We start from the raw sequence: 21,085 nt of genomic DNA, 5'->3' as shown, positions 1-21,085 counted from the left end.
AGGCCCCAACCATCCTAGATCCGCCATGCCGAGTGAATGGCGGCAATACCACCGCTGAGATTATGCACCGCTACCTGTGACAAGCCAGCCTGAGCCATTCTGTCTGCCAGTTCTTTCTGGGCGGGGAACTGGCGGATGCTTTCAGCCAAGTAGCGGTAACTGTCACGGTCACCCGCAACAAGTTGCCCCATCCGGGGTAACACGGCAAAGGAATAAAGATCGTAAAGTCGATCCAGGCCCGGCACCAGAACCTTGGAAAATTCCAGACACAGGAAGCGTCCGCCGGGTTTCAGGACACGGCGCGCTTCTCTCAGCGCTTGATCAATGCGGGTGACGTTGCGCAGACAGAACGCGATGGTATAGGCATCAAAGGATGCATCCGGAAAGGGGAGGCTTTCTGCGTCACCGTTGATCCACGTCAGGCCGGCAGGGTGTCCACGATCCAGCGCCCGGTCCCGTCCGACGTTCAGCATACCGGTGTTGATATCGCAGACCTGTACGGTTGTACCGCCAAGGTCAGGTACCCGGCGACGCACCCGATCCAGGACGCGGAAGGCAATGTCGCCGGTTCCGCCGCCAACATCCAGAACCTGCATGCCGGCGCGCGGTGCCAGCATATCGACGAAGCGGTCTTTCCACAGGCGGTGAACGCCCAGGCTCATCACATCGTTCATCAGGTCATAGCGACGGGCGACCGAGGTGAACACGCCGCGCACCAAGCCTTCTTTCTCGTCCTCGTGAACGGTACGAAAGCCGAAATGCGTGGTCCGGGCCGACGGGGCTTCATCGGTCACGCAAGCAGCATCAGCGGCAGGTCCTGTATTCTTGTGCGTCATGGCCGCACGATAGCCCAACCCGATGGGAAACGCTATAAGGGAGCCTTCTGCACACCATAATTTTCCTGACCGGAGAATACTTCCTTATGCCGGAACTGCCCGAAGTTGAAACTGTATGCCGTGGATTGGTGCCATTTCTGGAACAGCGCATCCTGCAAGAGGTGGATGTGCGCCGGGCCGATCTGCGCCAGCCCTTTCCAGACCAGTTACAACAAAGGTTGACAGGGCGACGGGTCCAGCGCGTGCACAGGCGTGGAAAGTACTACATATGGGATCTGGATGACGGGATGTGTGTTCTGGGGCATCTGGGAATGAGCGGATCCTGGCGCATTCATACCGCACAGGATGGACAGCCAGCGATCGGAAAACATGACCACCTGGTCATTCGCACCGATCGTGATGATACCCTGACCTATCACGATCCGCGACGCTTTGGTGTGCTGCTTCTGGTGTCGTCCAATGCACTGCCCGGCCACCCCTTGTTACGGAGCATGGGACCGGAACCCCTGTCCGATGCGTTTGACGGATCCATTCTGGTGCAGGCCTTTTCCCGTCGCCGTACGCCGGTGAAAGTTGCGTTGCTGGATCAGGGTGTGGTTGCCGGAATCGGCAACATCTATGCCAGCGAAGCCCTGTACCGGGCCGGCATTGCGCCTGATCGTCCGGCACACAGCCTGGATGAGCGGGAATGCCGATTCCTTGCCGGGGCCGTGCAGTCGGTTCTGTCCGATGCCCTGGACTCCGGTGGATCCTCGTTGCGTGACCACATGCAGGTCAATGGTGAGCTGGGATATTTCCAGCACCGGTTCGCTGTGTATGACCGCATGGGGCAGCCGTGTCCGGACTGTACCTGTGACCACACACAGGGTGGCGGTGTGCGCCGGATCATTCAGGCCGGGCGCTCAACATTTTTCTGTGCGATGCGGCAACGCTAGGGTACGCTCCGGTGCCATGGGACCTTTTTTCTCCTCTGGCGTGCATCGCTTTTTTCTCGGCCTGACTGTTGCCCTTGCTATTGCACTGGCCACGGCGGTCGCTTCCGCGTCGGTGCAGGATTTCGCCGAAGGGATCGAGGATCTGCCCCTGATGCCCGGACTGCAAAGCCATGAAGGTGGACTGACTGTTTTTGACAGCCCCTACGGCACGATTGTCGAATCAACAGCCAAGGGGCGGGTCTTACCTGCCGATGTCCTGGATTTTTATGCCCGGACGTTGCCGCAGCTGGGATGGACCCGGACCGGAGAAACTCTTTTCCGGCGGGAAGCCGAGGAGCTGGTCCTGGACGTTGGGCAAAACAAAACGGATGTCATTGTCCGTTTCCGGGTTATGCCCGTGGACTAAAATTTACAGAAAAAGCAGGACAGCCTGTTATCAGGTTTGCACCAAAGACTGAAGGGAGCCAGAAGCGCATGGCATATGAACATATCTTGGTTGAAACCCACGGCGAGGTAGGTGTGGTGATCCTGAATCGGCCCAAGGCTCTCAATGCCCTGTGCGTCGGCTTGGTCAAAGATATGGGGGCGGCCCTGGATGCCTTTGAAAGCAACCCTGATATTGGGGCCATTGTTCTGACGGGATCAGACAAGGCGTTTGCTGCCGGAGCCGATATCAAGGAAATGGCCGACAAGACCTACCTTGATGCCTATACCGAAGACTTCATCACCAAGGGGTGGGAACGTGTGGCAAGCTGCCGCAAGCCGGTTCTGGCCGCTGTGGCCGGTTATGTGTTGGGTGGAGGCTGCGAGATTGCCATGATGTGCGACTTCATCATCGCAGCCGACAATGCCCGCTTCGGGCAGCCGGAAATAACGGTTGGCACGATGCCCGGTGCGGGGGGAACCCAGCGGCTGACCCGGATTGTTGGCAAGGCGAAAGCCATGGAAATGTGCCTGACCGGGCGTCAGATGACGGCCGAGGAAGCCGAGCATGTCGGTTTGGTGTCGCGCGTTGTTCCGCTTGATACCCTCCGCGAGGATGCGATCCGGACCGCACAGAAAATTGCCCGGATGTCACGTCCGCTGACAATGATGATCAAGGAATCGGTGAACCGGGCCTATGAAACCACCCTGCGGGAAGGGCTTCTGTTCGAGCGGAGGGTGTTCCACGCCACTTTTGCCACCGAAGATCAGAAGGAAGGCATGGCTGCTTTTGTCGAGAAGCGCGAGCCAAACTTCAAGCACCGCTAGGCAGGAGCGGGGCCGACTCGGCGGCAAGACCCCCTGTGAACCCCGGTCAGCCGGAAAATAAGGGGGGAACATGTTCCGAAGCGGGACTCCTCTGTTGACGGAAGGACGCTCTTTGCCTATAAAGCGCGCTTCGTATTCGTGAACCTGTTACTCTTATTTGGACGGAATCCAAGGCTATGGCTCATCACAAGTCGGCCCAGAAGCGCATTCGCCGCAACGCTCGCCGTTTTGCCATCAATCATGCGCGCAAAAGCCGCGTACGCACCTTCATCAAGAAGGTTGAGCTGGCTGTTGCCGGCGGTGACAAGGCAGCTGCCGATGCAGCCTTCAAGGTCGCCCAGCCGGAGATGATGCGTGGTGCCCAGAAAGGCGTGTTCCACAAGAACACAATGTCCCGCAAGGTCTCGCGCCTGAGCGCGCAGATCAAGGCTCTGCCTGCCGCCGCCTGACAAGGGTGTTGCAGGCGGCCGTTCGGGCTGCGCCGTATCAGAAAGGTCGCGCTCCTGGATTAAAGTCCGGGATGCGGCCTTTTGCGTCTTATGATCATGATGTCCTTGCGGTGCTTAGCTGCGGAGTCTTGGTGTGGATTCGTCATGTCACTATGGCGTGACGACTCCCGGTTATCACTCTGCGATGCTCTGTTCTTACCGTATTGGGACCGTAGTCAGGCAGGTCAGAATGCCGCTTTCACCCCCTGAGGGCGTCAAGAAAAAAACTTTTCATGTTCCCCTTTCGATCTCATTGAATGAGCACGCGTCTTGCGGATAGAGTCACCCCTCTGATCGGGTCTGGCACCAGGATTTTTCTGGACGTCGGCCTTCCTGTTTCACTCCCTGTCCTTCATTCACCATCCTTTTCTTGTCACCGGATTACACCATTCTCGATAACACGGCCGCGCGGCCTTTTAACAAGGGACACGTGCAGCTCTGCGGTATACCGCCCTGCCTTCCCTGCAGGGCGAATATGCGGATTACCAGTGGCCGTACCCTTTCTCCGGAAAGGATTCTGAAGCAAAACAGAACCCGGTTCAGGGTTCGCCTGTTTGGTCCCGGCGTGTGGAGCAATGCATCCGCCGGACAGGGGAGATGTGTTCCTGTCAGAGGGGGCATGCTGAATGATACCTGGCCTGTTACACCGGGGCTGGCCCCCCTGCCTGATACAACATCATAGTGCCGGGGCTTGAGGCAACGCAGATGACGACAGCAGACCTGATGGTAAAAGAAGAACGTGATACCGTTTTTTCCTGGGACAGAATTCTGCCCCGTCTGCGGGAAGAATTTGGCGAAACGGCCTATGCGAACTGGTTTGTTCCGATCCGTCATTCCGGGGTTCGCAGCGGAACCTTGCAGCTGACAGTGCCAACACGCTTCATGCGGGATTGGATCATGACCCATTATGGCGATCGTATCCGGGCGCTGTGTAGCGTGGAAGATCCTTCGATCCGGCAGGTCAACCTGTCTGTCAATGCCGCTGCCCCGGTACAGCCCAAAAGCCAGCCAGTAGCACAGGCCCCCTTGCCACCGACTCCACCTGTGCAGATGCGTCGGTCACCATCCACGTCATCGGTGAGGGATTCCAGATCAAAGGGATCGCAACAAGGCGACCTTCTGGCAAGTGTTGCCCCGCCGGTTGCCATGCCTTCGGTCATTGCGCCTGCCCCCGCATTGCCCGATGACCTGTCGGCACCGCTCGACCCGCGCTACACGTTCGAAAGTTTTGTAACCGGCGCCACTAACGAATTTGCCTGCGCGGCCGCGCGGCGGATCGTGGATTCCGGTCAGGCGGTTTTCAATCCGCTGTTCCTGTATGGCGGGGTTGGTCTGGGCAAAACGCATCTGATGCATGCCATCGCCCACGCCATCCGGTGCCGCCATCCGGAACGGCGCGTCATCTATCTGTCTGCTGAAAAGTTCATGTACAGCTTTGTACGGGCGCTGCGTTACAAGGACACGATGGCGTTCAAGGAACAGTTCCGTTCCGTTGATGTCCTGATGATTGATGATGTCCAGTTCATCTCGGGCAAGGACACAACGCAGGAAGAGTTCTTCCATACCTTCAATGCCTTGGTTGACCAGGGACGACAAGTGGTGATTTCTGCGGACAAGTCACCGGCTGACCTGGATGACATCGGCGACCGGTTGCGCTCCCGCCTGTCGTCTGGCTTGGTCGCCGACATTCACCCCACCACCTATGACCTGCGTCTGGGTATCCTGTCGACAAAGGCTGAAACATCCGGCGTTATCGTGCCGCCAAAGGTCCTGGAGTTTCTGGCGCACAAGATCAGCTCCAACATCCGCGAGCTGGAGGGCGCCCTGACCCGCCTGATTGCGCATGCCCAGCTTGTGGGGCGTGCACTGTCCCTGGAAACAGCCCAGGATGTGCTGCGTGATCTTCTGCGCGCCAATGACCGGCGTGTCACCATCGACGAGATCCAGAAAAGGGTTGCAGAGCATTTCCAGCTCCGGGTTTCAGACATGCATTCCGCACGGCGTTCCCGCTCCATTGCCCGGCCACGCCAGATTGCCATGTTTCTTTCCAAGCAGCTGACCAGCCGTTCGTTGCCTGAAATTGGTCGCAAGTTTGGCGGGCGTGACCACACGACGGTGATTCACGCGGTCAAAAAGATCAATCAGCTGATGAGCAGCGATACCGCCTTTGCCGAGGATGTGGAACTGCTGCGCAGGATGCTGGAAACCTGAGCGCGGGACATCATCTATAATTGCTTGATTGACGATCAAAACTACCATAGGGTAATGCCTGTCGGCGGGTTCCAAAAACCTGTCGATAGAGGTCTAAAAACCTCGTACATATCCACGGCAGGCAGTCGCCCATATTGCGCGGCGACTGTCTGTACGGTGACGGACTGTGCTCACGGTCCGTGCGCTCCGCTTTATGGCGGGAGGGCGGCGAATAGAACACCCGCAAGGGAAATAAGCCCACCTGATACATCTGACCGTGGACAGTGTTATTGGGTTTTTGGCCTCCCGCCACCACGTGTGTTGTCAGCGCATGTGGTGGCCGGCGTCTTCGTGCGCTGAACCGGGGACCCGGTGTGGTTTCCCCCCGATGGCCATCCCGTCCGGCTTCCTTGCTCCCCGCCGGACAGGGACACCGGGTCCCCGGTTTTCTTGCGTGGGATGTTTGATCCTGATGTCGCAAGAGATTTTGGCCACCTTGCTCCCCACCTTTTTCATATCAGGGCAGGGAGAAAGTGCCGCGCTTTTGCTTAAAGCAGGATGCTGTCTTGATTCAGCACATCAACACCCAGAAGGGTGATGCTGAAGTCCTCCGCCCCGTCGCCATCGACATCGGCAAACAAGACAACGCCATCCTGCTCGGAGTCCAGCCAGATACCATAGGCTTGCGGGCCATCTTCGCTCATGGCCAGGGCCTTTCCTCTCCAGCCTGCTGCCCGAAGATCAAGGCGGTCGCCTTCTCCCTGATCAAAGTCGAGAATGACATCATCACCATAGGCGTCGGACCGATACACAAATGTATCCGCACCGTTGCCTCCCTCCAGGGTATCGTCACCCTTGCCACCATCAAGAGCGTCTCGACCATCGCCTCCCTTGAGGATGTCATTGCCACCCCGGCCAATCAGTGTGTCATTGCCTTTCCCGCCGTTCAGGCGATTGACCTGATCATCACCGGTCATGTGGTCGTTTCCACTGCCACCATTGACGTTCTCGATATTGGAAATGCTGTCCTCACGCCGACCGCAGACCAGAACGCTGGAAATCTGGCTGCCTTTCAGGGACAGTTTGATATCTTCGTGTCGAGAGAAGTAGTCGAGTGTGTCAATGCCCTCGCCTCCATCAATGCGATCTTTTCCCAGGCCTCCGTCCAGGTGGTCATTGCCCCGGCCACCAGACAGAGTATCGTTCCCCGCGCCGCCATAGAGGGTATCGTGCCCGTCTCCCCCGCTCAGAACGTCGTGCCCTTTTCCGCCATAGATACGGTCATTGCCGGCATTGCCGTTCAGGCAGTCATCCCCTCTCTTACCGTACAGAACATCATCTTCTTGGGTGCCATAGGAGAATATGCTGTCGTCGTTTAATCCATACAGATCAGCGTCACGATCTTTCTGGTTGTGGATGCCGTATGACGTGATGGAAGAAAGCATGGGTGACCGGCTCTGTTCGGGCTCACGTAGTTCGCCAAAAGAGAACGAGTTTACGGGACGTGCATTCTGGAAGCGGCTTTCATCTGCGGGCAGAGCATAGTCCCGGGAGGATAAAGTGGCTCTGTCTGCATATGGCTTTGATGGCCTGAAGGAGAAGGGTTGCGCCGCATCATGATGTGTCTGCCCTGAGGCCAGAAAGGCACCGGGTTTATATGGCCTGAATGCAGGCGCGATGGAAGGGGCATAGGCTCTTCCCGCAACCGGGGTAAATGGGGTCAACTCTGGAAAATCCAGGGAGAAAGGGTCATAGGCTTTAGTACGTGCGTACATTGTGTACCTCTCGTGTTTCTGAGCAACCAGTTGCATACCGGTTTTGATGAAGGGGGAATCTGACCAGAGTCGGCACTTTCAGCATCACGGTGGTGGAATGCAAACAGCGCACTCTGATCAAGAGCCTGCATAGGAACGACATTAGCAGTCTGTATAGAATGGTTAAAGTGATTTGAATTCTAACAATTTTTCCGCTCGTTTCATACGAGATGCACGATGTGCGGAAGTCAAGCGAGGATCGCAATCCTTGCACTTATACCCAACTCTCGTACCGGAGCTCTTACACACGAAAACCGGGGACCCAATGTCCCTGTCCGGCGGGGAGCAAGGAAGCCGGGCAGGATGGTCATCAGGGGGAAGCCACACCGGGTCCCCGGTTCAGCGCACGAAGACGCCGGCCACCACATGCGCTGACAACACACGTGGTGGCGGGAGGCCAAAAACCCAATAACACTGCCCAACGTCAGGGATATCAGGTGGGCTTATTTCCCTTGCGGGTGTTCTATTCGCCGCCCTCCCGCCATAAAGCGGAGCGCACGGACCGTGAGCACAGTCCGTCACCGTACAGACAGTCGCCGCGCAATACAGGCGACTGTCTGCGTTGGGTATGTACGAGGTTTTTGGACCTCTATCGACAGGTTTCTAAACCCTGCCGACAAACAAAACCTTAAGGCACAAGAATGTCAATATCGAGCAACTTTAATGTGTAACACGGCACGCATTCACTATGCGTAAAACCTCTTTGAGCCAGCAGAGCCTGTGATATACTCCCGTCCCCCGTTTGGTCCACAGGCTGAACAAGCCGGCTCAGGCGGGGGTCTGTTTCGGTTGTGCCGAAGCAGGATCCCACACCCGTTTTCCAGTGCCAGGTGACAACGACCGTGAAACTGACCATCGAACGCAGCACCCTTCTGAAGTCCCTTGGCCACGTTCAAAGCGTTGTTGAACGGCGCAACACAATCCCCATTCTGTCCAATGTCCGCCTGCAGGCGCGGGATGGTGTGCTGGCCCTGAACGCCACCGACATGGATCTGGAAGTTGTCAAAAGCATCCCGGCTTCGGTAGAGCGTGACGGTGCCACGACGGCACCCGCCCATACCCTGTTTGAAATTGTCAAAAAACTACCCGATGGCTGCCAAGTGGAAATGTCCTGGGACAGCGAGCGGAACCAGATGACCCTGCGGTCCGGGCGGTCGCGCTTTTCCCTGTCCTGCCTTCCCGTGGAAGAATTTCCGACGATGGAAGAAGGTGGCTACAGCCATACCTTCGCCGTATCCTCCAGCGATATACAAAGCTTGGTGGATCGCACCCGTTTCGCGATCTCTACAGAAGAAACCCGCTATTACCTGAACGGAATCTACCTTCACACTGCTGTTGTTGATGGCAACCCTGCCCTGCGGGCAGTTGCCACCGATGGCCACCGTCTGGCCAAGGCAGAAATTGCCCTGCCGGAAGGTGCGGCGGACATGCCCGGAGTGATCGTGCCCCGTAAAACCGTTTCCGAGCTGCGCAAGCTGATGGAGGAGGGAAACGCGGATGTCTCCGTATCCCTCTCAACAAGCCGGATCCGATTTGTTCTGGGCAGTGCCGTCCTGACATCAAAGCTGATAGAAGGCACCTATCCGGATTACGAACAGGTTATTCCGCATAACAACGACCTGCACCTGGAAGTAGACAAGAAGCTATTCTCCGACGCCGTAGACCGGGTTTCGACCGTTTCAGGTGACAAGCACCGCACAATCAAGGTCAGGATCGAGGATGGGTCCCTGACGCTCTCGGCCTCCAATGCCGAGGCCGGGAATGCCCAGGAAGAGGTGGAGTGCATTTACAGCGCCCAGCCTCTGGAGATTGGCTTCAACAGTCGCTACCTTCTTGATATCATGTCACAAATAGAGGGCAGCGCGGCCCGCCTGTCGATGGCTGACACGGCATCCCCGGCTATTATCCGTGAATCTGCGGATGACACGGCGGTCTATGTGCTGATGCCGGTGCGTGTCTGACGCGTCCCTTTTTCCGGCCATTGGCGTCAGCCGCTTGGTCCTGACTGATTTTCGCGGTTGGAACAGTCTGCAACTGGAAGCTGGAATGGCGCCAGTTGTTCTGACCGGGCCGAATGGATCCGGAAAGACCAATCTGCTGGAAGCCTTGTCGTTCCTGGCTCCTGGTCGCGGTCTTCGTCGCGCCAGACTACAGGACGTCACGCGCAGTGGTCACGCCATGGGCATGCAAGGGGGCTGGGGTATTGCCGCAACCGTGCACACCGCCGATGGTCCTGTAGATCTGGGAACCGGCAGGGATCCCGGCACTTCGGATCGGCGGGTTGTGCGCATCAACGGGATCAATGCCCGCAGCCAGACCGAACTGGGGGATATCGTGTCCATTGTCTGGTTGACACCGGCGATGGACCGGCTGTTTACCGAAAGCCCATCGGGGCGACGTCGTTTCCTGGATCGCTTGGTCTTCGGACTGTATCCCGGACATGTCGGGCACCTGTCGGCCTATGAGAAAGCACTGAGACAAAGAACCGGTCTGCTGCGGGACAACGTCAATGATCCTGCCTGGATAGCCCTGCTGGAGAACACCATGGCATCGCACGGGGTTGCCATAGCAGCAGCCCGGCAAGATATCATAACACGGCTGAACCGGGCCTTGTCACGGGTTGCGCCGCCCTTCCCCCGGCCCGATCTCGGGCTGAACGGGTGGCTTGAAAGCCTGCTGGAAGATCACCCGGCAACCGATGTCGAGGATCTTTTCCGCCAGCATATGTGCCAGAACCGCCACCGGGAAAGTGCCGGAATGCCGGCCGAGGGACCACACCGCACTGACCTGATGGTACACAACCACAGCAATGACCAGCCTGCTGCCCGATGCTCCACCGGCGAACAAAAGGCACTTTTGTTGTCAATCCTGTTGGCCCAGGCCAGGATACAGGGCGCACAACGGGGAACAGCCCCACTGCTGCTGCTGGATGAGGTGGCCGCCCATCTGGATGCACAGCGCCGCGAGGCCCTGTATGAAGCCTTGATTGCACTGGGTGCCCAGGCATGGCTGACCGGAACAGACCGGGCCCTGTTTGAACCCTTTGGGAACCGGGCGCAGTTTTTTGACGTTTCTGACGGCCAATTGCACTAGAATACCCCTCCCCGCCAGCCAGCGGGGAAAGCAAGGACGAAGTGAGTACGCAAACCCATGACCGAAGCTGCCAACGCCACCACCACCAACGGATATGACGCGGATTCCATCAAGGTCCTGAAGGGACTGGAAGCCGTGCGCAAGCGCCCGGGCATGTATATCGGCGATACCGACGACGGATCCGGCCTGCACCACATGATCTACGAGGTCGTGGACAACGCGATTGACGAGTCCTTGGCCGGGTATTCCGATCGTACGGATGTTATCCTCAATGGCGACGGCTCGGTGACCGTGCGCGACAACGGACGCGGTATTCCGGTGGATATCCACAAGGAGGAAGGGGTTTCCGCCGCCGAGGTCATCATGACCCAGCTGCATGCCGGCGGCAAGTTTGACCAGAATTCATACAAGGTATCCGGTGGGTTGCATGGCGTTGGTGTGTCGGTGGTCAATGCCCTGTCAGACTGGCTTGACCTGCGTATCTGGCGCGATGGCTGGGAGCACTATGTCCGCTTTGAACATGGGGAGACCGTCAAGCCGCTGAAACGCGTCAAGGAATGTGGCGACCGGACCGGTACAGAAGTTACGTTTTTGGCATCGCCTTCTATCTTCGCCATAACAGAATACAATTTTACAACGCTGGAACACCGGCTGCGCGAACTGGCCTTCCTGAACAGCGGCGTGACCCTTCACCTGACCGATGCACGCCACGGGGAACCCGGAACTGTTATCTTCCACTATGAAGGCGGCACAGAGGCTTTCGTCCACTATCTCGACAAGGCGCGCCAGCCCCTGCACGACAAGCCGGTTCTGATCACTGGCGAACGCGATGGTATCAGCGTGGAAATCGCGCTGGAGTGGACCGATGCCTACCACGAGAACACGCTCTGCTTTACCAACAACATCCCGCAGCGGGATGGTGGAACCCATCTGGCCGGATTGCGGGCCGCACTGACCCGGACAATTTCTCACTACGCTCAGGAAACCGGTCTGCTGAAAAAGGAAAAAGTTCAGCCGACCGGCGATGACATGCGCGAAGGCATGACCTGCGTGTTGTCCGTGAAGGTTCCTGATCCAAAGTTCTCCAGCCAGACCAAGGACAAGCTGGTTTCGTCCGAGGTACGCCCCGTTGTGGAAGGCGTTGTGTCCGAAAAGCTTGCAGAGTGGTTCGAAGAGCATCCGTCCGATGCCCGCAAAGTTATCGGGAAAGTAGTCGAAGCCGCTGCTGCACGTGAAGCCGCACGCCGCGCCCGTGAACTGACACGCCGGAAGGGAGCCTTGGATATTTCCTCCCTTCCCGGCAAACTGGCCGACTGTCAGAACCGCGATCCGGCACAGTCCGAACTATTCCTGGTCGAGGGCGACTCCGCCGGTGGAACAGCCAAACAAGGGCGGGACCGGGCCTTCCAGGCCATTCTACCCCTGCGCGGCAAGATCCTGAACGTGGAACGGGCACGGTTTGACAAGATGCTGTCCAGTGCCGAAGTCGGAACCCTGATCACCGCCATGGGAACCGGCATAGGACGCGATGACTTCAATATCGAGAAGCTTCGTTACCACAAGATCATCATTATGACCGACGCGGACGTGGATGGTTCCCACATCCGTACCCTTTTGCTGACATTCTTCTTCCGGCAAATGCCCGATATTATCGAGCGGGGGCACCTGTATATCGCCCAACCGCCACTGTACCGGGCCAAACGTGGCAATTCGGAGCGTTATCTGAAGGATGATCGCGAGCTGGAAGAATACCTGATTGATGTATCCATCAGCGAAGCTGTTCTGGTTCTGCAGGACGGACAGCAGATTGCCGGTCCCCACCTGCGTGAGCTGATAACCCAGGCCCGGCAGGTTCGGACTCTTCTGGGCCGCATGTCGAGCCGGGTCCCGAACCGTATCCTGGAACAGGCCGCCATAGCCGGCGCCCTGAGTCCGGAATTTCTGGCATCAACACACAACAACCAGCCTGTTATGGATACCATCTGCCAACGATTGGACAACTTGGAAGTCGAGCATGAAAAGGGCTGGAGCGGTGAAGTCACGGACAGCGGCAGCCTGCTGTTCCGGCGCACCTTGCGGGGTGTAACGGAGAGCCATGCCATCGACAGCGCTTTAGCTCACTCTGGCGAGGCCCGCCGCCTGGACCAAATGTCGGCCAGCCTTGGCGAAATCTACAACGGAAAAGCCACGCTGCGCATCCGGGACAACCAGTATCCGATCCGGGGTCCTGTCGGGCTGGTCAATACCTTCATGTCAGCCGGGCGCAAGGGTATCAGCATACAGCGCTACAAAGGGCTGGGAGAGATGAACGCGGAGCAGCTGCGTGAAACAACCCTTGACCCCAACGTACGGCGCCTTCTTCAGGTCCGGGTTGCCCACGCCGACGAGGCCCAGGAAGTGTTCTCCACCTTGATGGGTGATGTTGTGGAACCCCGGCGTGAGTTTATCCAGAACAATGCCCTGAAAGTCACCAATCTGGATATCTGATCCAGAACGCGGGAACGGAGGGAGAGGCGGCTGACACCGCTATCCCTTCGGAACCGGGGAAACATCACCAAGGGGAGCATTGGGGACACAAACGGTCACCCGGATATCCTGACCGGATTCCAGGGTGTCGCGAACCTGGAGAAACTCCTCCTCGCGTTCGACAAAGTCTTCGCAAGCACGGAAGACCAACTCTTCCAGCTGACACTGCCCAGCCTCCGCCAAAGCTTGCAGACGCAGGTAGAGATCCTCGGACAGATTGATCATCAAGGCAGGCGCTGTCTTCATTGCGGCTTTCTCTCCTTGGGAATGGAAGGGCAGAATAGCAGAAAAAAAGCAACGATTCGCCAATTTCCGTACCTTGCAGCACAAACAGCCATACGATTGCCCCAAGTACGGGGGAGAAAATATCCTGTCACTTCATGATCCTGACAGAAGCGTAACCAGGAGCTGTGGGGGATACCTTTGCATCAGGCTTCTGTCTCGGGTATCAAGCCCTTGCTTCGGTCACAGTTTGTAGTCCCGGGACCTTTCTGTGCCCTCTCCCACCCGGAACACATAGAAAACCGGATATGATGTCTCCTTCTGGCCCCTGCCCCGTTCCTGACCCTGCAACACCCGGAATCTGCCTTGATCCGGATGACATCAGGAACCGTATGCTGTCATCGCGGGCGGCCTATGGCAGCAGTCTGGCCAGAATATTCGGCAAGCTCCGGACAGCAAAACGGCCAAGGCAGGCAAAGAACACAGGACCCAAGCCAAAGCGATCGGCACGAAGAGGGCCAGAACCAAGAAAAATCGGCAAGGAAAAGAATACGCGCCGTTCACGCTCCCTTGTCTGGCGCCTGACACGCTGGACCCTGAGCATCATGCTGTGGGGGTGCATGGTCGTTGGCCTGATACTGGGCTGGTTCGCCCTCGACCTGCCCCGGATTGACCTCGCAGCAGCCATGACCCGCAAGCCTTCCATTACCCTTGTCGATGAGAACGGGGCCCTGGTCGCAACGTATGGGGACCAATATGGCGATGTTGTACCGGTCAATGCCATGTCCCACTGGCTACCAGAAGCGGTTATGTCTATTGAGGATCGGCGGTTCTACAGTCACCCGGGCATTGATCCTCTGGGACTTTTACGAGCCGTAGTGACCAACTGGCAGGCGGGACAGACCGTACAGGGTGGCTCCACTATTACGCAGCAAACCGCCAAGAATCTGTTCCTGACCCGTGATCGTACCTTCAAACGTAAAGCCCAGGAGCTGATGCTCGCTCTGTGGCTGGAATGGACCTTCAGCAAGGAGCAGATCTTCAGCCTGTACCTGAACCGCGTATATCTGGGTGCCGGGACCTATGGCATGGAAGCTGCCGCCCGAAAATACTTCGGAGTGTCCACGCGCCATGTCACACCCTATCAAGCCGCCGTACTGGCCGGGTTGCTGAAAGCTCCATCCCGCTATAACCCTGAAAATAACAAGGCCAATGCCCATGCACGGGCCAGAACTGTCCTCCAGTCCATGGTCGCGTCGGGCGTTCTGACACAAGCGCAGGCCGAACACGCCTCGTCTGAAGGGGAACGCTATCTGGCTTCACTGCCACCCCGCAGTCATACCGGGCGGTATTTCAGTGACTTTGTCCTGGATCAACTCGATGACCTGGTCGGCACGGTCGATACCGACCTTGTTGTAAGAACAACGCTCAACAAACAAACCCAGAAAAGTGCAGAGCATGCACTGAATGCTGTACTGAACCAATACGGCGCAGCACGCCACGCCACGCAGGGGGCTGTTGTGGTCATGAGCCCGCATGGGGCTGTACGCGCCATTGTGGGCGGAACGGACTACAGTACCAGTCAGTACAACCGGGCAACGCAAGCAACCCGGCAACCCGGATCATCGTTCAAGACATTTGTATATCTCGCGGCTCTGGAACAGGGTCTTTCACCTGATGACATCATTCAGGATGAACCCCTGACGATCCGCAACTGGTCGCCGCAGAACTTTGACCGCCAATTCCGCGGAGATGTCACGGTACGCGAGGCTGTCGCCCGCTCGATCAATACGGTTGCTGTCCGGGTTGCCATGAAAACAGGTCTACGCACCGTGGCACGCACAGCCCGCCGACTGGGCCTTTCCGTATCCCGCGTCGGGGAAGAAAGCCCGGCCATGGCCCTGGGAACAGAAGACAACACCCTGCTGGCCATGACCGCTGCCTATGCTCCCCTGGCGAATGGAGGCATGGCCGCCTATCCGTATTCCATCCTTGATATCACCACGCGGGATGGACAAGTCCTTTACGAACGCATCGGTACAGCCGGTACACGCGTTATACGCCCGAATGTTGTGGCGCAGATGAACCAGCTTCTTGGTGGTGTCCTGTCCTGGGGAACTGGAAAAGCCGCAACTCTTGACCGGCCGGCAGGGGCCAAGACAGGCACCAGCCAGACCTACCGCGATGCCCTCTATCTTGGCTATACAGCAGATTATGTAACCGGTGTCTGGATTGGTAATGACGACAACAGCCCGATGAAGCGGGTTACGGGAGGAACCCTGCCTGCACAGGTGTGGAAACAGGTCATGGAGGACATTCACCGCGGCCTGCCCGCACGCCCGATACCATCGTCACGATCCTCTTCGGACCCGGATCATGACCGGGACGAGACACCCCCGGCAACCTGGACACCCGCTGATGAGATAGACCGCCTGCAGGACATGTTCGGACGCCGTTAGAACACCAAGGCTTTCTCAAAAATCGTCGAGACATCTAGGGCAGACAGGGCCGCATCCAGGCGGGCACGGGCCGCTTCCCCTTCGTCCGTCTTACGGAAACACACGTGCAAGGTCTTGTTCTCAAGAAGCCGGCTGTTGAATTCCAGGACATCCCCTTCCGTAATCAGGGATGAGTCTGTTTTCAGCAGATAGGCCATCACGTTATGGTCAACCACAGCAGCCACAATCCTTTTTGCAATAACCTTGCGCAAGTTACTGACGTCATCAATCGCTGTATCCGTACTCAGGCGGCCAGCAGCTACCCGGGCATCGAAGTCAGCTGTATTGACATAGCCCGAAACAGTGCCAATCGGTACCGATACAAGATCATCCAGCGTATTCCATAACAACGGCCTGTCCCTGCGCTGTGCAAACCCCAAGGGACCAATGCCAATCGGCTTGCTGAACAGGCACTGATTGTCCAGATTCCGGGACATATACTCCGGGAAGTAACCAACATACCCAGGACTCTCCAACCCTATGCGAACAGCCCGTTGCCAAGGATAGAAGGCTGTACTGAAGGTATCTCCAGCATGCTTGGCTGCCTCTTGCAAAACAACCGCAGCCGCACCGGCACCGGGCAAGGCCTCGCCGGTATAGGGAGGCCATTCCAAGGTGCTGAGCCGCAGCTCACCGGCCCGGGATACCGGGGCCATAAGAAGAAATGTGCAGGATAACAGGGTGATGGCACACGCACGAACGGCAGAGCCATGCCTGACCTGTGTCTTGTCCCCACCTCGCCTGCTCATGCGGAACGCATGTCCAGCAAGAACTTCTCGACACAGTCGCGCAGGTTCTCCGTTTCGCTTTTCAGCCCTTCGGCAACACGGTACATGCTGGAAGACATGTCGCCTGTCTTGGCTGCCGCTGTAGACACTTCCCCGATACGGTCGACGATACTGCGGTTCCCCGCAGCAACACCACCCACAGCGCGGGCAATCTCGCGCGTTGCCGCACCCTGTTCCTCAACAGCCGAAGCAATATTGGCAACAACCGCGTCCACTGAATGAATGGTCCCCACAGCTTGGCGAATGGCCGAGCTGACATCCCCCGATGCTTTCTGGACAGCCGTAATCTGACGGGCAATTTCGTCTGTGGCACGGGTTGTCTGGTTTGCCAGGCTCTTGACCTCGTTGGCGACAACGGCAAACCCCTTGCCGGCCTCACCGGCGCGGGCCGCCTCGATCGTTGCATTCAAGGCAAGGAGGTTGGTCTGACTGGCGATATCCGTAATCAGGTTGACAATCTCACCAATCCGCCCTGTTGCTTCTGACAGGATACCCATGGTCTTGGCTGCACCTTCAATCCCCCGTACCGCATCGGCCGTGATGTGGGTGCTGTCCTCGACCTGACGGCTGATTTCACCAATGGAGGCTCCCAGTTCTTCCGCTGCCGTTGCCACAGCCTCAATATCCAGGGAGGCCTGCTCGGCAGAATGATTGACGGCCTGGCTCTCGTCACGGGTACGATCCGCTGCCTGCTGCAGGGTATCCGAGGACCCGAAGACTTCCTCCGCACTGCCTGAAAGGGTCTGTAACATGGAGCTTACGGCCGTATCAAAAGCTGCTGTAAGTTTCTCGCGCAGGGCTGTTCTCTGGCGGCGTTGCTCGCGGGCTTCTTCCGCCTCGCGTTCCAGCTCGCGGTTGCGCTTCATATTCTGCTGGAATGTCCCCACAGCAGATGCAATGGAGCCAATTTCATCGGTACGTTCCTTGTGGGGAACCTCAACGTCCAGTCGATCAGCCGCCAGCTCATCGATGACGGCAGCAATATCAACCAAGGGACGGGTGATCTGCCGAATAATGGCAAAGAGAATAACAACCAGGATCAGGTTGCTGAGGATAATGATCACAACACCGGAAAAAATCGCACTCTGGCGGGCTGCTTGCTTGGAATGGTCGCTGACAACGATATGCAGGGTGGCAATCTGCTTGTCTTCCCGAACAACCGACTGGTGGATCATGGAGACACTGGATGGCAAAGCATCCTGTTCAAGAGTTGTATAGTCTATATCTCCGGCCATCTTCTTGCTGAGAACCTTGCCCGTATCATCCGTGACCCAGGCAGCCTCAAAATCCGGATCGGCCGCAAGGGCGTTGGTCAGCTGCTGCAGAACCTCAAGATTGAAATCCCAGATCGGCTGAACCATGGCTGCAGCCTGAAGGTTGGCAACCAGAGAAGCACGGGTATCCACAGCCTTGCCCATCAGGCGGTCTGTTACAATGACGCTGGCAACGGTTGAAATAATCAGGAACCCTGAAACCACGGAAGCAATCACGGCAATCAGCTTCACGGCGATTGTCGTTTTCTTTGGATGCTCGGACATGGTTTACTCCTGTCAGGACACCTGTAACGCCATTCCTCATGTACTGCCCAAAAGGCTTCCACCCTGTCCCGCACCCTGTCACCAGGACAAAAGGCAATACAAACAGGGACAAGGGTACAAGCGACCCACCCGGCTATAAACCGGGGCAAAATCACTATACCTGCAAAATAAAACACAAGCCCCACAGATACCCGGGTTCCGTAACTCTTTCAGGGCTAGAAAGGCAGAAAAGCCGTGTTCCTGCCGGGAAGGCGGGAACACGGCTTTGACCGGGCGGAAAACTCCACGGACACAGACCAGTCATCAATCGGTCAGATCATCCCAAAGTTCCCGGATCCTGCGAAAGAATCCTGTGCTCTCGGGGCTGGTCTCGCCTCCACCCGCTTCATCGAAACGACGCAGAAGGTCTTTCTGCTCATCGGTCAGGTTGACAGGAGTTTCAACCTGGGCATGAACAATCATATCCCCACGTTTCGGACTACGCAGGACGCTCATCCCCTTGTTACGCAGCCGGAACTGATTACCGGACTGGGTTCCGGCCGGAATCGTAACCCGTGCGCGGCCACCATCAATGGAAGGAACCTCTATGTTGCCACCCAGGGCGGCTGTTGTCATGGTGATCGGCACCCTGCAGTAGATATCAGCACCCTCGCGCTGGAAGATACGATGTGGACGAATGGTCAGGAAAATATAAAGATCACCGGACGGTGCACCCAGCATCCCGGCTTCCCCTTCACCCGACAACCGAATGCGCGTTCCATCCTCGACACCCGGTGGAATCTTGACCTCGAGGGTACGCTCCCGATTTTCGCGCCCGGAACCACGGCAGGAAGAACAAGGATCGGTGATCGTCTTTCCCCGCCCATGGCACGACGAACACGTTCTCTCAACCAAAAACATGCCCTGCTGGACCCGTATACGCCCCTGGCCACGACACGTGGAGCACGTTGTCGGTGTTGTTCCTGGCTTGGCACCACTGCCCTTGCAGGTTCCACAAGACGTTGCCGTGGAAAGAGTGATCGTGGCGGTCTTACCCAGAAAAGCCTCTTCCAGGGTTATGGACATGTCATAGCGAACATCGGCGCCACGGGAAGGCCCCCCGCGCTGACGACCGGCAAAGTTGCCGAAAACTTCATCGATAATGTCGGCAAAGCCGCCGCCAAAATCAAAACCGCCAAAGCCGGACGCCCCACCGCCACCCTGTGAAAAGGCATCATGACCGAAGCGATCATACGCTGCGCGTTTCTGGGCATCCTGCAGCACTTCATAAGCTTCAGTCAGCTCACGAAAAGACTCTGCAGCCTTGTCGTCACCCGGAAATAAGTCAGGGTGGCAGTCTTTGGCCCGCAACCGATAGGCCTTCTTTATTGCCCCGGCATCCGCATCCTGGCTGACGCCAAGAATCTCGTAATAATCCCTTTTTCTGCTCATTGGCTCGCCCTGTACAGGGACGACTGCCCCGCACACAAAACAGCCACTGGGGCGTGTGCGGGGCAGTCGAAGTCACTCCATAACGGCTGACGCCGCTTCATTGTGCCGGAAATCCCGGACTCAGAGATATAGCCTTACTTGCCCTTTGAGTCGTCCACTTCCTCAAAATCAGCATCGACGACACCGTCGTCCTTCTGACCCGCAGCAGCACCCTCGGCACTACCAGAAGACGCCTGCTGGGCCTTGTACATAGCCTCACCCAGCTTCATGGAAGATTGCATAAGGGTCTCTGTTGCAGCCTTAAGCGCCGCAGCATCATCACCATCAAGAACCGCACGCGCAGCAGCAATATCTGCCTCAATCTGGGACCGCAGGGAAGCATCGATCTTGTCGCCATGCTCTTTCAGGTCCTTCTCAACCTGATGGATGAGGCCATCGGCATGATTACGGGCATCAATAACCTCACGGCGCTTCTTGTCGGCCTCGGCATTTGCCTCGGCCTCCTTGACCATGCGCTCGATGTCACTTTCCGACAAACCACCGGAAGCCTGGATACGAATCGCCTGTTCCTTGTTGGTTGCCTTATCCTTGGCCGAAACGTTGACAATACCATTGGCATCAATATCAAACGTTACCTCGATCTGCGGGACACCACGCGGTGCGGCAGGAATACCAACCAAGTCAAACTGACCCAGCATCTTGTTGTCAGCCGCCATCTCGCGCTCACCTTGGAACACGCGAATAGTCACGGCATTCTGGTTGTCCTCGGCCGTGGAGAACGTCTGGGACTTCCGGGTCGGAACCGTTGTATTCCGATCAATCAGGCGGGTAAATACACCACCCAACGTTTCAATTCCCAAAGACAGTGGGGTCACATCCAGAAGAAGAACGTCCTTGACCTCACCCTTCAGGACACCGCCCTGAATAGCCGCACCGATGGCAACAACTTCATCAGGGTTCACGCCCTTGTGCGGCTTACGACCGAAGAAGCGCTCCACCACTTCCTGCACCTTCGGCATGCGGGTCATACCACCGACCAAGATAACTTCGGCAATATCACCAGCTTTCAGGTCAGCATCAGCCAGCGCCTTGCGGCAAGGCTCTATAGTCCGCTCGATCAGGTCCTCAACAAGGGATTCCAGCTTGGAACGGGTCAACTTGACATTCAGGTGCTTCGGACCACTGGCATCCGCCGTAATGAAGGGCAGGTTCACTTCGGTCTGCGCCGTTGACGAAAGCTCTATTTTTGCTTTCTCGGCAGCTTCCTTCAAACGCTGGAGAGCCAAGCGATCCTGGCGCAGGTCAATGCCCTGCTCCTTTTTGAATTCGTCTGCCAGATAACCGATGATCCGGGCATCGAAGTCCTCACCCCCCAAGAACGTATCACCGTTGGTAGACTTGACCTCGAAAACACCATCACCAATTTCCAGAATGGAAACGTCAAACGTGCCACCGCCCAGGTCGTACACAACAAC

General features: G+C 57.2%; 16 protein-coding genes. 9 read left to right on the top strand and 7 right to left on the bottom strand.

The annotated features are described in order from the left end of the window. Positions 1 to 14: 14 nt before the first annotated feature. On the bottom strand, positions 15 to 836 hold the full coding sequence (gene ubiE / locus HEQ60_RS09975) for a bifunctional demethylmenaquinone methyltransferase/2-methoxy-6-polyprenyl-1,4-benzoquinol methylase UbiE (RefSeq protein ID WP_168071540.1): 822 nt from the start codon (positions 834 to 836) through the stop codon (positions 15 to 17). Positions 837 to 922: 86 nt separating this feature from the next. Between ubiE and mutM the strand changes: the two genes are divergently transcribed. The 5 genes from mutM (at position 923) to dnaA (ending at position 5,721) form a co-directional block, all read left to right on the top strand. Continuing rightward, complete coding sequence (gene mutM, locus HEQ60_RS09970; protein ID WP_168071539.1) at positions 923 to 1,771, top strand: bifunctional DNA-formamidopyrimidine glycosylase/DNA-(apurinic or apyrimidinic site) lyase; 849 nt, start codon at positions 923 to 925, stop codon at positions 1,769 to 1,771. A 16-nt stretch (positions 1,772 to 1,787) separates the two neighbouring features. Next, on the top strand, positions 1,788 to 2,177 hold the full coding sequence (locus tag HEQ60_RS09965) for a hypothetical protein (protein ID WP_168071538.1): 390 nt from the start codon (positions 1,788 to 1,790) through the stop codon (positions 2,175 to 2,177). A 68-nt stretch (positions 2,178 to 2,245) separates the two neighbouring features. After that, complete coding sequence (locus HEQ60_RS09960) at positions 2,246 to 3,022, top strand: enoyl-CoA hydratase (protein ID WP_168021008.1); 777 nt, start codon at positions 2,246 to 2,248, stop codon at positions 3,020 to 3,022. Between the two features lie 176 nt (positions 3,023 to 3,198). After that, on the top strand, positions 3,199 to 3,471 hold the full coding sequence (rpsT, locus tag HEQ60_RS09955) for a 30S ribosomal protein S20 (RefSeq protein ID WP_066133970.1): 273 nt from the start codon (positions 3,199 to 3,201) through the stop codon (positions 3,469 to 3,471). Between the two features lie 744 nt (positions 3,472 to 4,215). Further along, on the top strand, positions 4,216 to 5,721 hold the full coding sequence (dnaA, locus tag HEQ60_RS09950; protein ID WP_168071537.1) for a chromosomal replication initiator protein DnaA: 1,506 nt from the start codon (positions 4,216 to 4,218) through the stop codon (positions 5,719 to 5,721). A gap of 527 nt (positions 5,722 to 6,248) precedes the next feature. Here the strand turns inward: dnaA and HEQ60_RS09945 are convergent. Beyond that, a complete protein-coding gene (locus HEQ60_RS09945) occupies positions 6,249 to 7,475 on the bottom strand; it encodes a calcium-binding protein (RefSeq protein ID WP_168071536.1) in 1,227 nt (408 codons plus the stop codon). Between the two features lie 881 nt (positions 7,476 to 8,356). Here HEQ60_RS09945 and dnaN point away from each other — a divergent pair. Genes dnaN through gyrB form a run of 3 tightly spaced genes read left to right on the top strand, consistent with a single transcriptional unit; the run spans position 8,357 to position 13,094 of the window. Further along, entirely contained in the window at positions 8,357 to 9,475 is a 1,119-nt protein-coding gene (gene dnaN / locus HEQ60_RS09940; RefSeq protein WP_168022994.1) for a DNA polymerase III subunit beta, read from the top strand. After that, positions 9,468 to 10,607 carry a DNA replication/repair protein RecF gene (recF, locus tag HEQ60_RS09935; RefSeq protein ID WP_168071535.1) on the top strand — a complete coding sequence of 380 codons (1,140 nt, stop codon included), beginning with the start codon at positions 9,468 to 9,470 and terminating at the stop codon, positions 10,605 to 10,607. Before dnaN ends, recF begins: the two co-directional genes overlap by 8 nt. A 57-nt stretch (positions 10,608 to 10,664) precedes the next feature. After that, a complete protein-coding gene (gene gyrB / locus HEQ60_RS09930; protein ID WP_168071534.1) occupies positions 10,665 to 13,094 on the top strand; it encodes a DNA topoisomerase (ATP-hydrolyzing) subunit B in 2,430 nt (809 codons plus the stop codon). Positions 13,095 to 13,133: 39 nt separating this feature from the next. Here the strand turns inward: gyrB and HEQ60_RS09925 are convergent, their stop codons facing one another. Further along, the gene (locus HEQ60_RS09925; RefSeq protein ID WP_168071533.1) at positions 13,134 to 13,379 is read right to left on the bottom strand and encodes a hypothetical protein; all 246 of its coding nucleotides are present in this window, start codon (positions 13,377 to 13,379) and stop codon (positions 13,134 to 13,136) included. A gap of 284 nt (positions 13,380 to 13,663) precedes the next feature. Here HEQ60_RS09925 and HEQ60_RS09920 point away from each other — a divergent pair, with 284 nt between their 5' ends. Further along, positions 13,664 to 15,814: a transglycosylase domain-containing protein gene (locus HEQ60_RS09920; protein WP_168071532.1), complete on the top strand. Its 2,151-nt coding sequence runs from the start codon at positions 13,664 to 13,666 to the stop codon at positions 15,812 to 15,814. On the opposite strand, the gene HEQ60_RS09915 is transcribed toward HEQ60_RS09920, so the two are convergent. The 4 genes from HEQ60_RS09915 to dnaK form a co-directional block, all read right to left on the bottom strand. Then, the gene (locus tag HEQ60_RS09915; protein WP_168071531.1) at positions 15,811 to 16,602 is read right to left on the bottom strand and encodes a substrate-binding periplasmic protein; all 792 of its coding nucleotides are present in this window, start codon (positions 16,600 to 16,602) and stop codon (positions 15,811 to 15,813) included. The genes HEQ60_RS09920 and HEQ60_RS09915 overlap by 4 nt on opposite strands. After that, positions 16,599 to 18,179, bottom strand: a complete 1,581-nt coding sequence (locus tag HEQ60_RS09910; protein WP_168071530.1) for a methyl-accepting chemotaxis protein — start codon at positions 18,177 to 18,179, stop codon at positions 16,599 to 16,601. The genes HEQ60_RS09915 and HEQ60_RS09910 overlap by 4 nt, the downstream gene beginning before the upstream one ends. 303 nt (positions 18,180 to 18,482) lie before the next feature. Next, positions 18,483 to 19,610: a molecular chaperone DnaJ gene (gene dnaJ / locus HEQ60_RS09905; RefSeq protein ID WP_168071529.1), complete on the bottom strand. Its 1,128-nt coding sequence runs from the start codon at positions 19,608 to 19,610 to the stop codon at positions 18,483 to 18,485. 134 nt (positions 19,611 to 19,744) lie between these two features. Then, positions 19,745 to 21,085 (bottom strand): molecular chaperone DnaK (dnaK, locus tag HEQ60_RS09900; protein ID WP_168071528.1); only part of this gene is annotated, 1,341 nt, incomplete at its 5' end.

This window comes from Haematospirillum sp. H1815 (genome assembly GCF_012102705.1).
Lineage (GTDB): Bacteria > Pseudomonadota > Alphaproteobacteria > Rhodospirillales > Rhodospirillaceae > Haematospirillum.
The sequence above is the reverse complement of the archived record's forward strand: the minus strand, read 5'-3'. Positions and strand labels throughout refer to the sequence as shown.